Origin of the sequence: Bradyrhizobium sp. CCGUVB1N3 (genome assembly GCF_024199925.1) — a bacterium.
In the GTDB taxonomy this organism is placed as follows: Bacteria; Pseudomonadota; Alphaproteobacteria; order Rhizobiales; family Xanthobacteraceae; genus Bradyrhizobium.
In genome coordinates, this window is the sequence record NZ_JANADR010000001.1 from 3159580 (window position 1) to 3173550 (window position 13971).

The following is a 13971-nucleotide window of genomic DNA, read 5'->3' on the forward strand; positions in this document are numbered from 1 at the left end:
CCAATTATCGGAACTTAATCATTCGCTTTTGCTTGTTCGCGTCGGCCAACGTCGCTGCTGTCACGGGCTATTCGGACGTGGACTTTGTGATCGGCAGGGGAGCGTGGCCTCCAGCGAACATGAAATGGACCCGCGAAGCGGGACCGCTTCGACCGGTTGTTAGTTGGAAATCCCCTTCTATCACTCTGCTGCAGTTGCTGTGGGCATGTGGTCAACGCGTCTTCTTGTTCCTAGCCATTTTGTTTTTGCCCTTAATGATTGCTCCGACCGCAGCGTTCGGTGTCACGTATTTTGTGAATCCCGGAGACAACATTTCGGCAAAGCTAGGCGTACTAAAGCCCGGAGACACGCTCATTTTCAACGACGGCACCTATTACCAATTGTATATTAACGCAGCAAACGGCACGGCTCTGAAAGGAACCGCGACCGCTCCTATTGCTCTCAAAGCTGCTAACGACGGCAAAGCTGTTTTTGACTCTGGAGGCACTGCAGAGCCGATTTTTATTACCGGAAGTTCCTATTTGACTCTTCAAGGATTTGTCGCGCGCAATTCCTCAGCCAGCGTGGTCCATGTTTATGGAGGAGGCCGCGGCGGGCAAAACAACGACCATATTACTCTGCGACGGATCACTGCTTACAATGCGGGCGCTGATAACAACCACGTCTTCAACATTGAATACCCGCAAACCAACATTCTGGTCGAGGATTGCGCTGCCTGGGGAAGAGGCAGGTACAAGTTTATCGCTTATCATTCCAGTTACGTCACGTTCAGACGAGATTGGGCTTTTTGGGAGGGAATCACTACCTTTGGCCCCGCTCCGCGCGCGCCCTTTGCCGTGTATGGCGCAAGCAATGTGAGCCTGGAGAATGTCATCGGCACCAACGCGATCCCCACTCAGGTTGACGACAATTACTACACATCGCTTTGGCACACCACCGATGATGCCATTAATTTTCCGGCCAACAATATGACCATTCTTGGGTCTATCTTTTACAATAACTGTGAAGGTCATTGGGAGAACGAGTCGGCTGGTGCTGGTACGTACATGAAGGACAATTACTTCTCCATTCCCGTCAACCCAGCATGCCCACAGTTTACGACGCGCCCCTACGGCGATGGTTTGACGTGGAACCACAATACCAACACAGGGACCATCACCAACGCAGTATTTGTAAACAACAATGTTGGGCTCAACCAATTTGGCGCAGTCGGATCGCTCTTACTCAGCAACTCCGTCATGCTCAGCAACACAACCGCGGTCGTTTCAAGCGCCACCCATAGCAACGTCGATTTTTTGGGCAACGGTGATAATGGCATCGCCTTAAAGTCCAGTGATCAAACCATCAACCCCGGCTACGACAGCGACACCTTTGGAACCGGCGCCTACTTTTTCGTGCCCGCGCGCTCACCCCTCAAGGGCGCAGGATCTGGAGGCTCGGACATCGGTGCCAATATCATTCATCAATACGTCAATGGCACATTGACCCAAACGCCACTTTGGCCGTGGCCGATGGAGGGAAGAATCCTCGCTGAAAAGGGCATCAGCGTGACTTACGCGAGCAATGGCGGTTTTTGGAATACCCTTAATGGCGTATACTCAACACCCGCGCATAAGTAGAGACCCTCGTCCCGCTAAGCATTGACTTCTTCTCCCACGAGAGTCCTAGAAGCCTCGAAGTTCTCACGGCGAGCCCCTGTGCGGCCGTCGATCAGTCCGGCACGCAGTTACCGGTCATGGTCGGATGAGGAGAAGGCGAGGATTGTGAGAGACGCTGGTTGCCGGAGCGAATGTATCGGCGGTTGTGCGGTCAAATGGGCTCGATCCGTCGCAACATTTCGCGTGGCGCCGCAAGGCGAAGGCGTCTGGGGTGGTCGTGCTGTTGGCAGGCAGCCCGAGCAAGCCGGTCAAATTTGTGCGCGTTGAAGCGATGCGGAGCGACACGGTAGAAATTGTTATCGGCGATAACGATCGTCATCCACGCGCCCCGCGCCAACCTCTCCCCTCCGGCAGCTTCAGGAGAGAACGTGCTCATACAAAGATTGTATTCGCCTGCCGATCTTCGCGAGCGAAATTTCATCGACCGCGGCATAAGCGCCGGAAAGACGCTTTCCACGGACCAGTACCTTCGCTACAGCTTCCGCGATAAAGGCCGGTTCGTCAGGCACGATGTAACATCCTTCGAACTCTCTAATTCGCTCGGCCACGTCGCCAACATCGACGGAGACAATCGGTAGATTGCAGGCAAGAGCTTCTTTGACAATGTTCGGAGAACCCTCATGAGCGGATGTAAGCAGCAAACAATCGACGGCGTTCAGGAATCGCGCGACTTCTTGTTGAGGTCTCTTATCAAGAGTGACCAATTTGGCAGATGGATTTGATTTTCGAACTAACTCAAAAGCGGCTTCGGCGAGCGGGTATCTCTTATAACCCCCTGCTGAGGGCCTGCCTGCAAATAGAACGTGCTGCTCGCATTCCTTCAGACCCACTTCGCGCTTAGCGACCGTTCTGGGATAGAAGATATCAAGATCCACTCCATTGGAAATAATCGACGTTGTTTTGGCGCGAAGATATTTTGCAAGACCGGCACTCTTCGCAATATTGTGAGCCGTCGCGTACGACAATAAACGGGAGAATAGTCCGTGCAACACTCGATTAGAGGATCGATATTCTCCCCACTCGCTGCAATTTCCATATACGTCGTTGCCCATAAAAGACACAACGAGTGGCAGGGCAGTAGCTAATCTGGCAGTCCAGCCTGAGTACATATAGTGCGCATGAACGATATCGTACTCCCTCGAACGCACAGCCTTCCGTACTTCAGCAATGCCCTTGAAATATTTGCCAATGCCAGTGCCATTGAGCAGGCAAACATCAACATCAATCCCAAGCTTCGCCAGCGACTCCACTTGAGTGCGGATGAAAACTCCCTCAGACGGATTCTGTTCAGTAGGGTATGCGCCCGTCACATGCAGAACCATCATCGCGGCTTGCTCCTTGTGGTCTCCGGGAATGGCGACCGCCTGATAATTCGCTATCAACAAACCTCGATGAAGTTTTGTGGCCCGGTCTCTGCCGACTCGGATACATACATGTTGGTGACATAGCGGATCCTCACGATCCTGCGTTCCCTCAGCGCCCGGCAGTAATTGCCATCGCATTACTGGCCTGCGCCGGCCGCCGGCGCATTTGCTCGGCCCATTGTCGTCGCCACGCCTCGAAGGAAAGAAGGCGAATTTCATCCGCATTTTATCTCGTCATTGTAACTCACGACCCACCGCCCATCTGCTGACATCATGGGCTGCGCTCCGGCCTCACTTACGTCAATTATGGCAAGTCGGCGGTGTGAAATCCCGACGCCAATCGCTGCATCAATCCACCCCCCCTCACCGTCTGGTCCGCGATGCGCAATCGCATTCGCCATGTCGCGCGCCGAACACTCCAACGCCTCCGGCTGCGCAGCGAGACTAATCAAACCTGCAATCCCGCACATAGCGACCAATACCCTTTCAGCAGCCTCCAAATATGATCGTTCGATCAACTTGAGGCCCCATCTCGCAATCCAACTTCAAAGCGCTCCCTACTTGCCAATCGCCGAAACAGTTCAACGTGCTTCTGCACCATTTGCTCAATCCCGAACTTCTGCTCCACGAGCGCCCGTCCTGCGCGACCGAACGCGCTTCCAACGTCAGGACGGTCGACAATTTCCCTTATCCGCAACGCCAGTGCATTTTCATCTCCGAATGGAATTAGGAATCCATTCTCCCCGTCCTTGACAATTTCGCGATTGCCAGCTGCGTCTGTGGCTATGACCGGCTTTTCCAGCGCCATGTACTCCAGAATTGCATTAGCTATTCCCTCTCCGTGGTATCTTGTGTCCGTTACCAAGACTCCGACGGAAAACGTTTTTACGATTTCTTCGACCCGTTTGCTGACTCCTAGAATGCGTATATTCGCCTGACTGTCGCTCTTCAGACGCCCCCTGAAGCTTTCCAGATCCGGTCCTTCACCGACAGCAACGAATGTAATGTCCTTGCGCTCGCTGCACAGCAATTTTGCCGCTTTAAAAAACGTACTATAATCTTTCTCTCGATGGAATCGTGCGATCATACCGACCACATGCTTGGTTCTTATCTCCAACGAATGCTTGACGGTGTTGACGTCAGGAAGATTGTTTACTCGGTTAAGATTGAAACCGTTGTGTATGCAAAGACCTTTTTTGCCATCAACTCCAAAAGCTCTAAGTCCCGCCAATGAGTTTGCCAGGATTACCGTTGAAAATGGAGCTGTCAGAAGTAAACGTCGGTATGCTTGATCTTTCAAATTCAAAACGAGCGGTGCGTATCGTATCATCCCATTGATCAAAGCCGATCTAAATAACAACGCAATTGGTGACGCATACACCGAGCACATCGACTCCCAGGAGTATATTATATTCGGCCGGTATCGTCTCGCCACGCCATATAGCTTTTCGAAAATACGGAAATCATATTTTCGGCTTCTTCTGAAGATGTGTATTTTTATTCCCAGTGACCTAACCTCATCATAGTGGATGGTATCTGAAAGAACGACTAGCTCGTTAACGAACCCATCTATTTTGTTGAACCCGCGCAACAATTCAATCAGTTGTCGCTCCTTCCCCCCGGAGCCCAACGTGTCGGTTATATGCAGTACCCTGATCGCAGGCCCTGACGAATTCGGCATTCCATCACCCGACCGTTATCACCGCAGTCCCAACGTTCAACCAAAATTAGGATTTTGATACATGTTGATGACGCCGAGGATCCTCACGATTGTGTTCGCTCCACGTTTGGCAGGAACCATCGAGTCTCTAGGCTGCGCCGGTAGCCGCTTTGAACCGTCGTCGGACCCCCGCTGGGACACCCATCACGAGCGCACCGTCGGGCACGTCCTTTGTCACCACCGCGCCGGCGCCGACGACGGCGCCAACCCCGATTCTGACACCTGGCAGTAGGTTGGCTCCCACTCCGATTGCCGCGCCGCGCGCGATATTGGGCCCCAGCATGGGCGAACCGTCGTAGCCGTTGCGGCCGATCGCATTGTCGTTCGAAGTGCCGACGCAGCCTGAAATGAACACGTCGTCTTCGATCGTCATATTGCCCGCCAGCCAGGTGTGATCCTGCACCCGGACGCGATCGCCGATCCGCGTGTTGTAGTTGACCGTGACGTAACGTCCGATGACGGTCTTCGAGCCGATCCGCGATTGTTCACGGATCGAGGCGCCGTCACCGATCAGGGTCCCAGCCCCGACCGAGACGTCGTAGAATACGACCGCGTTCGGTCCGATAGAGCAATCGGCGCCGATATCGACCCACGCCTCGAATTGCGGCGCGCGCGACAACGCCCCGGCTCCTTTGGGCGCCTTGCCGATATAGGCGCCCGGAAAGATCTCGACGTTGTCCCCAATTCTTGCGCCGCTCTCAATCACGACATGCGGGTGAATGACCACCCCGTTGCCAATCGTAACGTCAGGCCGCACCACAGCGAACTCGGCGATCGTCACGCCCGCACCGATCGCCTGGGTCTCGACCACCGCCCATGCACTGATTCGATTCATCGCCACTCCTTCCCGCCATCGGCGCGTAGCGCGGCGGGCGCATACGTCGACTTCCGCCACAATTCCTCGTGACCGTCCTGCTCGGCCGGAGCGCCCACAATCGCGGCGACACGGCGCACCTGGTCGCGTGTGAGTTCGGGGAACATGGGCAGGGACAATGATCGCGCGGCCATCGCTTCGCAGAATGGCAGGTCACCTTTCCTGTAGCCGAGATGGACGAGAGCGGGCTGTAGGTGGAGCGGCAACGGATAGTGGATCCCGGTCGCCACGCCGGCCTCGTCGAGCTTGATCCGCATTGCGTCACGCTCGTTCGTGGTGATCACATACAAATGGTAGACGTGCGTCGACCCCTTTCGAACGAACGGCGTCTTGATCCCCGACTGCGCCAACTCCGCGGCGTACCACTCCGCAGCGCGCCGCCGGTTGGCGTTCCATTCATCCAGACGCCGGAGCTTGATCTGCAGGATTGCGGCCTGGAGAGCGTCTAGCCGGCTGTTGAACCCGATCTCGGCGTGGCTGTAGTGGGTGGTTCGACCGTGGTCACGCAGTCGTTCGATCCGCTCGGCGATCGCGGCATTGTTGGTGGTGATCGCTCCGCCGTCGCCATAGGCCCCGAGGTTCTTCGCCGGATAAAACGAGAAACATGCGACATCGCCGAGCGCCCCGGTGCGGACCCCCTGATATTCCGCTCCGTGCGCCTGGGCTGCATCTTCCAGGACATAGAGGCCGCGCCGCCGTGCGATGTCCTTGATTGGACCCATGTCAGCCGGCTGCCCGAAGAGGTGAACCGCGATGATCGCTCTTGTACGATCGGTTACGGCGCGCTCGATCATCTTGGGATCGATCGTGTAGGTGTCCGGATCGATATCGACGAACACGGGCCGCGCTCCCGTCGCCACGATGGCCGCCGCGGTGGCGATGAAGGTATGGGCGGTTGTAATCACCTCGTCGCCATGACCAATACCCAAGGCCCGCAGCGCCAGATGAAGCGCGTCCGTGCCGTTCGCCACACCGCGCGCATGGCGCACCTGGCAATACGCGGCGAAATCTCTTTCGAACGAGGTAAGCGCCTCACCGCCTATGTACTGCGCTGAGTTGAGGACGCCCCGAATTGCTTCGGCCACCTCGTCTTTCAGCGTTTCATATTGCGCTTTGAGATCGACGAACGGAATGTGCATTTTTCGAACCTCACGAGAATCCATATATATTTCTTGAGAACGTCATCGGGCACCATGCCCCCGCAGCACCGCGGGAAACGTCAGGGCAATCAACTTCAGGTCGGTCCATAAGGTCCAGTTCATTGCATATTCGACGTCCATCTCGAGCATCACCTCGGGGCTGACACGACCCCGAGCGCGCACCTGGCAAATTCCGGTGATTCCGGGCTTCACGATGTGACGCTTATGGTGCCAGTCCCGGAAGTGCTCGAGTTCATAAGGAATTGCCGGCCGCGGACCGACGATGCTCATCTCGCCCCGCAATACGTTGAGGAGTTGAGGCAGCTCGTCGAGGCTGGTTCTCCGCAACCACCGTCCCACGCGCGTCACGCGAGGATCGTCTGTCAACTTGTAAGGGGCGGCGGGATCGTTCGAGAGGGGTTGCTTTGCCCAAGCTTTCCGGATCGCCTCGCGATGGATGTTTTCGTCGGCGTTGTGGCGGAGCGTCCGGAATTTGAAGCAGTTGAACGGCTTCTCGTCTCGCCCGATCCGGCGTTGGCGAAAGACCGCTGGTCCGGGGCTATCGAGATGGATTGCTATCCACACCGCGATGAAGACGAGGGCCAGCGGCACGATCGCGAGAACGCAGATCGCGACGTCGAGCGCCCGCTTTCCGAATTCCCGCAGGGCCGTCTTCCCCCGCGTGGCTTCATGCGACGGCAATTTCGGCACCTCCCGCCGGCATATTCCGCCGCCGAAACACCCGTTGATCCCTGCCGTTGCCACCGTGCTTGTGCTTGAGCCGTAGACACGCCGAGGCCGCCTCGAGCGCTTCGACAACGCGCAGCCCGTGCAATCCGTCCGCGCGCGGCCGTCCCCCGGTCATGATCGCATTGACGAAGTCGAGTACCTCGAGTTTCAGAGGTTCGCTGTCGGATATCGCGGGTATATGAACGTCGCCATGATGATAGGCCGACTGGAAGTCGGCGTAGGAGTCGCCGTGGATCTGCGGCCTGAATCGCTTCTGGTATACGCGCACTTTCTCGGACGGCTGCACGTCGTCGAACACCAGCATCGCATCGCTTCCGACGACCGTGATCTGGCGCACCTTGACCGGGTCCAACCAGGAAACATGCACGTGGGCGGTCGGGCCGCTCTTGAAGCCCATCTTGGCGTAAACAACATCCTCGACGTTGGGCAGAACGTGCGCGCAACCCCAGGCACCGATGGTTTGCGGCACCTCCTCCAGCAAGCAGAAGATGATCGAGAGGTCGTGCGGCGCCAAGTCCCAAAGAACATTGGCGTCCTGCCGGTAGAGACCGAGATTCAGGCGCCGCGAGTCAATGTAGTAAAGTTCTCCGAGAGAGCCGTTCTTGATCATCTGGCGCATGACACCGACCGCCGGGTGATACTCGAATGTGTGCCCGACCATCAGCACGCGCTTGCGCTGCTCGGCGATCGCATTCAACTCGCGGCATTGCGCGCTCGTCATCGCCAACGGCTTCTCGACCAGCACGTGCTTTCCGGCCTGGAGCACCGCTCGCGCCAATTCAAAGTGCGTCTCCACAGGGGTGGCGACAATGACCCCGTCTATAGAAGGGTTATTCAGTACCGCGCCGATATCACGCGAAACCGCGACAGAGGGATATTGTGAACGGACATATTCCAATCTGTCAGGACGCGGATCAACGACCATCGACATCCGTGCATTGCGTATATCGCAGCTGACGCGGATGTGTTTCGCGCCCCAGTAGCCGCAACCGATGACGGCGAGCGACGGGCCGCCGTTCGCGGCCTGAATTTCCGCGTCCTCATTTTTCGCCATGTTGGCTCCTTGTTTGAAGGCCCTCATCGTGCGCTCATTCAAGATAATCAACTTGGCCCGCGGGCTGTTGAAGAACATGGATAGTGATCTACGCTCTTTGGGAGTACCTACCAGGCCGAGCGCCAGGACAATGATCGGTTGAGGAAGGCGAAAAACTCTGACGGACTGGCCAATTGCGCAATTCGCAAGCCCAATACGCGTGTTGATCCGCTCTTCGGTGGTCCGCTTCACTTAACTCTCGGTAGCGCTCACCGCCAGAGTCACATCGCGGCTCAGCTCATTGTATTCCCTCTCTCTCGACGAGAGACCGGCAATCTCGTTTTTACACTCCGGAGCTCTGTGCGAAGCTGTGCCTCCATTGCGTCAGCTTGAAACGAGCAGCCATTGTGTCCTGATAGACGCGGATGAGATGGAGCGCTGGGAGCCTCGGTGAGAGATCGCCCCGCCTGGCTCATGGCGCTACTTTCATCCCTTTCAGCATTGGTTGCTTCCAAGCTGCTCACAATCCCGCAGACGTATTGCGATTGCGTGACCGGCCTCAGCCTCAGTAACTGCTCGGTCACTGCTTCCGGACCTTATAGCTACGCCATTGAGCCCTGCATTGATCGGCAAGGTCGTTCGCACGCCTGAGAAGGAAGGAGCGCTGATCATTGATGGAACAGATCGAGGCTGCAGCCGAAAAGCTCCAAACCTGGAGCCGGCTTTCTGAACCTCTTCCCTCAGCTGTTTCCTCTGCACCTCAAGCAATTGAAAGGCGCCCCGAAGCTCCGCCTGCTTCAACCGATCGGTGCAACACTCTAATCCCAATATCTTCAGCCTGGCATCGATATTCCCTGTATAGCCAGGCCAAGCTCAGCGCGATCGCAAGGCAGCTCAATGAAAGGCCTCGAAAGACTTTGCTCTATCAGACCCGAGCTGAGGAGTTCGTAGAATGTGTTACGGCGATCCGTTGTCATCATCGTGCGTTCAGTCGTTTGGCGCACACGCCGCTGAAAACAGGGACTATGACCTACCTCCTCTGAGGTACACAGGCGGGAGTACCCGCCCGCATACGCGGGGTACCCACCAGCATCGCTCATGATTCTTGTTGGAATATTTGGCGCAGTCGTGGGTAGATTGACCGCGATGATCGGAACGTTATGCTTGGCCTCGCTCTTAAGCTGGGGCCGCTCGGCTTTCCGAACTGACGCTGGCGCTATTGGCTCATGTTGTCGTCAATTCGAACGATGAGAGTTTAACCGTGAGCACATACCTGCAACAGCGAGCTAGGATGTCGGTAAACCAAGCAATGTCAACGAATCTGACGCTCGACCATGCCTCTCAATTGAGGGTTAGCATTCTAACTCTAGTACTCCTTGGCATTTCCGCGGCGCTGATCGGTGGCGTGACAGCGTTTCTCGGCGCGTCCGCCTACGGTCTTCTCTATTGCAGCTTCTTGTTCGCACTGATCATTTTTGCTGACTATCGGAAAGGCGTTTGGCTGCTCGCATTGCTGTTGCCATTCGCCTCGAGCCAGCTCGTTCCACGAGAACTTTTCGAGATAACCGGATTGAACCCATTCAATATCTTGCTTGGGCTAACACTCTTATCGTTGTTCGCGGCTTCCGCATTCAGGCGAGAGGATATTCAATTCGTCAGCTTCCCAACTACATTCTGGATTTATGTGGGCGTCATGACACTTGGCGCCTGCCTCGGTGTCGGTTCGGTGGAAAGGGCGATCGTACTTCCTAACCTTCAGCCCTTAACAAAAACCGCATATCTGCTGGACTTTGCAAAGTCGTTGATAATGCTTACGGTGGCCTGGTTGGCGGCGGTTCTTTCCCGAAGCGGCAATGGACGCTCCGTAATCTGGGCGCTGGCAGCTGCGTACATTGCCTTTTTCTTCGTGATTGCCGGTTACCTCGTTATCGATGGCATCAGCCTGCAGGGCCTGGCGGCTGGCGACAGAGATTTTCTAAGTTGGATCGGATTACATGCCAATGAAATCGGCCTGCTGGCCAACATTGGGTTCGCGATCCTCCTCCACGCCGCACTAGCCACCTCTGCACCCTGGTCGCGTGCAATACTGCTGGCATGCGCCGGCGCTGCCGCAATGATGGCTGCGTTGACCTTCTCACGGGCCGCTTTCGTTGGGATTGCCATCATACTGGGCTCCTACATATGGAAACAGCGAAGCATGGGTCAGTTCTTGCTGGCGCTGTTTGCAATCGTGACGGTCGTATTGCTATTGCCCGACGCGTTCATTGAACGGGCATCGACCGGCCTGGCTACCGGGGACGAACAGGCGATAACCGCTGGTCGGCTCAACCTCTGGCTTACATTGATAGGTACTTTTTGGGAGGCGCCCATTATTGGTGGAGGCCTCTATTCGACGCTGTGGGCGACCCCGAACCTCCGTGGCCTCATGCTTCCGGTCGCTCATCCGCATAATGCCTATCTGGCCGTCGCCCTTGACCTCGGAATAGTGGGTGTTGTGGTTGTGGCGGTTTTCTTCTGGTCAGTATGGCGGACGTTTAGTCATTTATCCAAGCACCACGTCGATCCGCAATGGCGCGGTGTTTTTGAAGGCTGCATGGTTGGCCTGTTGTGCCTTGCAGCCGACGGATTCACGGATGGTCGATTTACTCCAACCCCCCCGCAGGCGGCTCTATGGCTGTGTTACGGGCTCGCCCTCGGTCAGGCACAATCAACGTGTTCCATCAAGAGACCGCCGCCATGAAGGTGTGTTTCGTCGGTTTCGATAACCTTCCGATCCTTGCCCGCGAATACAACCACCATGGCAATGGCGGGGCGCAGTTACAACAGACGTTGCTCGCGAAAGCACTCGTTGCTCGTGGATACCAGGTTTCCATGGTCGTCTGGGATTATGGTCAGTCAGACGCAGCAGCCTGGCATGGCGTCACAACCTACAAAGCGTATCGTCCGGATGCGGGTCTTCCGGTACTTCGTTTTGTTTATCCCCGTTTGACCACAACGTGGGCGGCGTTGATGCGGGCCGATGCCGACGTTTACTACACGAGTACCGAGGGTGGGCTTGTCGGCTTGGTCGCGATGTTCTGCCGCCGGCATGGACGTGGCTTCATACACCGGTTAGCACACGACAACGATGCCGATCCTAAACCTAAACGACTGAGCATTCTCCATACGCGAGACAAACAATTGTACAAATATGGATTGAGACATGCTCATACTATCCTTTGCCAGCACGCGGGCCAGCAACGCGCACTCATGGAAAATTACGCAGTGACGAGCGTGGTCGCTGACCCGCTGCTGGATCCCCCCAGTCGGCAGCTGGATCGTGAGAAGCGCGACTTGGAAATTCTTTGGGTCAGCAACCTGCTTCCCTTCAAGCGACCCGAACTCGCCATCGAGTTGGCGCGTCACATGCCTTCCCGGCATATTCACATGGTCGGTGGTCCACAACCGGGTTTTTCCGATCTGTACAGCAAGATCGAGTCTGCCGCGAAGAGACAGCCGAACCTGACGTTTTGCGGTCGCGTGCCTTATCACGACGTAGGTGACCTCTATGACCGCGCCAAGGTCTTCGTCAACACCTCCGACACGGAGGGTTTTCCGAATTCCTTTCTTCAGTCGTGGAGTCGCGGCGTTCCTGTAATATCTTTTTTTGATCCTGGTGGACTTATCAGTCGCGAAGGCCTGGGTGTCTCGCTCCGGTCCATCGATGAGATGGCTTGCGCTGCTGAGCACTTGATTGCCGATGAAACAGAATGGCGAAAGGTGTCCATGCGATGCAGGAACTATATGGACCGGGTGCATGGCGATCACGTGGTGCTGAAGCCCTACGTCACAGCCATCGAGGAAGCGGTTCGCCGAAGGAAAAAATGACGCGCGCCGAGCAAACCGCTCCACTTCGCAGGAAGTACGAAAGCCTGCTGGAGCGGGCCGCATACAGGAGGCGCGCGCGCGGCATGGGATCGGGGATTCGCCGGAAGGCAGGATTTCTCGCGGCTGCAGGGTTGCTCGAATATGCCATGCAGTTGGGGGTGCCTGTCATCCTGGTCCGCCACCTGACCAAGCAGGAGTTCGGGGACTACCGCCTGATGTGGCTGCTCGTCCAAACGGGGTTGATCCTCTTTCCCCTGTTCCTGCCGCAGTCCCTGTTCTATTTCCTGCCGCGCGCCGCTCCAGGAACCCGCCGAAAGCTCATGGGCAATACGTTCGCAAGTCTCTTCGCTCTTGGGGGGCTCTCGATTCTGTTGCTTTTAGGGCTGATGCCCGTCTTGCCGAGTTCGATTGGAGGCCTCCAGCCTTACTCGCCCCTCGTTCAGATCTTCGTTGGCATCTGGATATTGGCGTCGATTCTTGATGTCTTGCCGACGGCGGACGGAAAGGCGGAATGGGGGGCCTGCGCAACGATCGGGTTTGCGATAGTCAAGACAGCGGCATTGGCAGGTGCAGCAGTCGCATTTGGCGATGTCGGATGGATTCTGGTGGTGATGTGCGGCCTGGCCATGCTGAAGGTCGGCCTTGCGGTGTTCTATGCCCTCTTTGCCGCGCAGGAACGGGGTCTCGGATTCGACGGCCAGTTGGCCCGCGCGCAATTGAAGTACTCGCTGCCCTTTGCGATGGCCGATGGCTTTTTTGCCTTGCGTGGGCAGGCCGGTCAATGGGTGGTGGCAGCGAACTTTTCGAGCTCTGCCTTTGCACTCATCTCGATTGCATCGACCGCCATGCTCCTCGGAACCTTGACCCGCCAGCCTCTAGGTAACGCGCTTCTGCCTAACTTCAGTTCCTTGGTGGGCGAAGGCAACGTTGATGGCGCCCGCAAGCTGGTGTCGAAAGCGTATCTGCTGCTGGCATGTACGCTGCCGCCACTCTTCGGGTTGCTGATAGCGACCGCGGACGACCTGGTGGAACTGATCTATACGCGCGAGTATCTCGGGGCAGCGCCGCTCATGCAAATTTACTCGCTGGGACAGATCGCAACTGTTTTCGGGGCCGGCCAGCTTCTTTGGGCGTTAGGATTGGGCCGGCAGGCCGCGACAATCAGCGCGATATCGCTTTTGCTGTCAGTTGCCTTGAGCATCCTTGGTCTCCAGTTGTTTGGTCTCGCCGGTGCGGTTGCAGGAAGCATCACCGGTCTAGTTCTTTGGGAGTGGTGGGCGTTGATCAAGGTCGCCACGGCGCTCAGAACCAGTATCGCCAAATTGATACCGATGGATCAGACCTGGAAAGTCGCCTTCGTGGTTGTAGTCGGTGTACTGGTCGCTCACATAGTCTCCTCCGAGCTAGACACATCCGTTTTTTTGCGACTCGTGGCGAAGTCTTCGGCTTTTATGACGACCGTACTGCTTGGGTTCGTGCTCACGAAGGTCCATCACTCGGTGCTATCTCTCGTTCGCCGCGCGAGCGAAGAGCGCGTTTATTAACTGAAATTCATAGGCGGTCGGA

At 56.4% G+C, this 13971-nt stretch carries 11 protein-coding genes; 4 read left to right on the forward strand and 7 right to left on the reverse strand.

What is annotated here, in order from left to right; translation table 11 throughout:
• The first annotated feature begins 77 nt into the window (after positions 1 to 77).
• Positions 78 to 1619 (forward strand): hypothetical protein, encoded by a 1542-nt coding sequence (locus NLM33_RS14940; RefSeq protein WP_254096788.1) that lies wholly within the window; start codon positions 78 to 80, stop codon positions 1617 to 1619.
• A 395-nt stretch (positions 1620 to 2014) separates the two neighbouring features.
• Here NLM33_RS14940 and NLM33_RS14945 read toward each other — a convergent pair whose 3' ends face one another.
• From NLM33_RS14945 to NLM33_RS14975, 7 genes are all read right to left on the reverse strand, one after another.
• Positions 2015 to 3040, reverse strand: a complete 1026-nt coding sequence (locus NLM33_RS14945) for a glycosyltransferase (protein ID WP_254096789.1) — start codon at positions 3038 to 3040, stop codon at positions 2015 to 2017.
• 197 nt (positions 3041 to 3237) lie between these two features.
• The gene (locus tag NLM33_RS14950) at positions 3238 to 3492 is read right to left on the reverse strand and encodes a hypothetical protein (protein ID WP_371930120.1); all 255 of its coding nucleotides are present in this window, start codon (positions 3490 to 3492) and stop codon (positions 3238 to 3240) included.
• Between the two features lie 44 nt (positions 3493 to 3536).
• Positions 3537 to 4403, reverse strand: coding sequence for a glycosyltransferase (locus tag NLM33_RS14955; protein ID WP_254096790.1), 867 nt, complete (start codon positions 4401 to 4403; stop codon positions 3537 to 3539).
• Positions 4404 to 4830: 427 nt separating this feature from the next.
• The gene (locus tag NLM33_RS49490) at positions 4831 to 5577 is read right to left on the reverse strand and encodes a hypothetical protein (RefSeq protein WP_305880487.1); all 747 of its coding nucleotides are present in this window, start codon (positions 5575 to 5577) and stop codon (positions 4831 to 4833) included.
• Positions 5574 to 6755 carry a DegT/DnrJ/EryC1/StrS aminotransferase family protein gene (locus NLM33_RS14965; protein WP_254096791.1) on the reverse strand — a complete coding sequence of 394 codons (1182 nt, stop codon included), beginning with the start codon at positions 6753 to 6755 and terminating at the stop codon, positions 5574 to 5576. The genes NLM33_RS49490 and NLM33_RS14965 overlap by 4 nt, the downstream gene beginning before the upstream one ends.
• Positions 6756 to 6797: 42 nt before the next feature.
• Positions 6798 to 7466: a sugar transferase gene (locus NLM33_RS14970; RefSeq protein ID WP_256570527.1), complete on the reverse strand. Its 669-nt coding sequence runs from the start codon at positions 7464 to 7466 to the stop codon at positions 6798 to 6800.
• Positions 7444 to 8790, reverse strand: coding sequence for a Gfo/Idh/MocA family protein (locus tag NLM33_RS14975; protein WP_254096793.1), 1347 nt, complete (start codon positions 8788 to 8790; stop codon positions 7444 to 7446). The genes NLM33_RS14970 and NLM33_RS14975 overlap by 23 nt, the downstream gene beginning before the upstream one ends.
• 1039 nt (positions 8791 to 9829) lie before the next feature.
• Between NLM33_RS14975 and NLM33_RS14980 the strand changes: the two genes are divergently transcribed.
• Genes NLM33_RS14980 through NLM33_RS14990 form a run of 3 tightly spaced genes read left to right on the forward strand, consistent with a single transcriptional unit; the run spans position 9830 to position 13949 of the window.
• Positions 9830 to 11278: an O-antigen ligase gene (locus NLM33_RS14980; RefSeq protein WP_254096794.1), complete on the forward strand. Its 1449-nt coding sequence runs from the start codon at positions 9830 to 9832 to the stop codon at positions 11276 to 11278.
• Positions 11275 to 12405 carry a glycosyltransferase family 4 protein gene (locus NLM33_RS14985; protein WP_254096795.1) on the forward strand — a complete coding sequence of 377 codons (1131 nt, stop codon included), beginning with the start codon at positions 11275 to 11277 and terminating at the stop codon, positions 12403 to 12405. Before NLM33_RS14980 ends, NLM33_RS14985 begins: the two co-directional genes overlap by 4 nt.
• Positions 12402 to 13949 (forward strand): lipopolysaccharide biosynthesis protein, encoded by a 1548-nt coding sequence (locus NLM33_RS14990; protein ID WP_254096796.1) that lies wholly within the window; start codon positions 12402 to 12404, stop codon positions 13947 to 13949. Before NLM33_RS14985 ends, NLM33_RS14990 begins: the two co-directional genes overlap by 4 nt.
• Positions 13950 to 13971 lie beyond the last annotated feature (22 nt).

What these genes read in the sequence shown, in the direction of transcription:
- NLM33_RS14985 (WP_254096795.1), top strand. Translation starts at nt 11,275, where the DNA reads ATGAAGGTGTGTTTCGTCGGTTTCGATAACCTTCCGATCCTTGCCCGC.
- NLM33_RS14965 (WP_254096791.1), bottom strand. Translation starts at nt 6,755, where the DNA reads ATGCACATTCCGTTCGTCGATCTCAAAGCGCAATATGAAACGCTGAAA.
- NLM33_RS14990 (WP_254096796.1), top strand. Translation starts at nt 12,402, where the DNA reads ATGACGCGCGCCGAGCAAACCGCTCCACTTCGCAGGAAGTACGAAAGC.
- NLM33_RS14980 (WP_254096794.1), top strand. Translation starts at nt 9,830, where the DNA reads ATGTCGGTAAACCAAGCAATGTCAACGAATCTGACGCTCGACCATGCC.
- NLM33_RS49490 (WP_305880487.1), bottom strand. Translation starts at nt 5,577, where the DNA reads ATGAATCGAATCAGTGCATGGGCGGTGGTCGAGACCCAGGCGATCGGT.
- NLM33_RS14950 (WP_371930120.1), bottom strand. Translation starts at nt 3,492, where the DNA reads ATGTGCGGGATTGCAGGTTTGATTAGTCTCGCTGCGCAGCCGGAGGCG.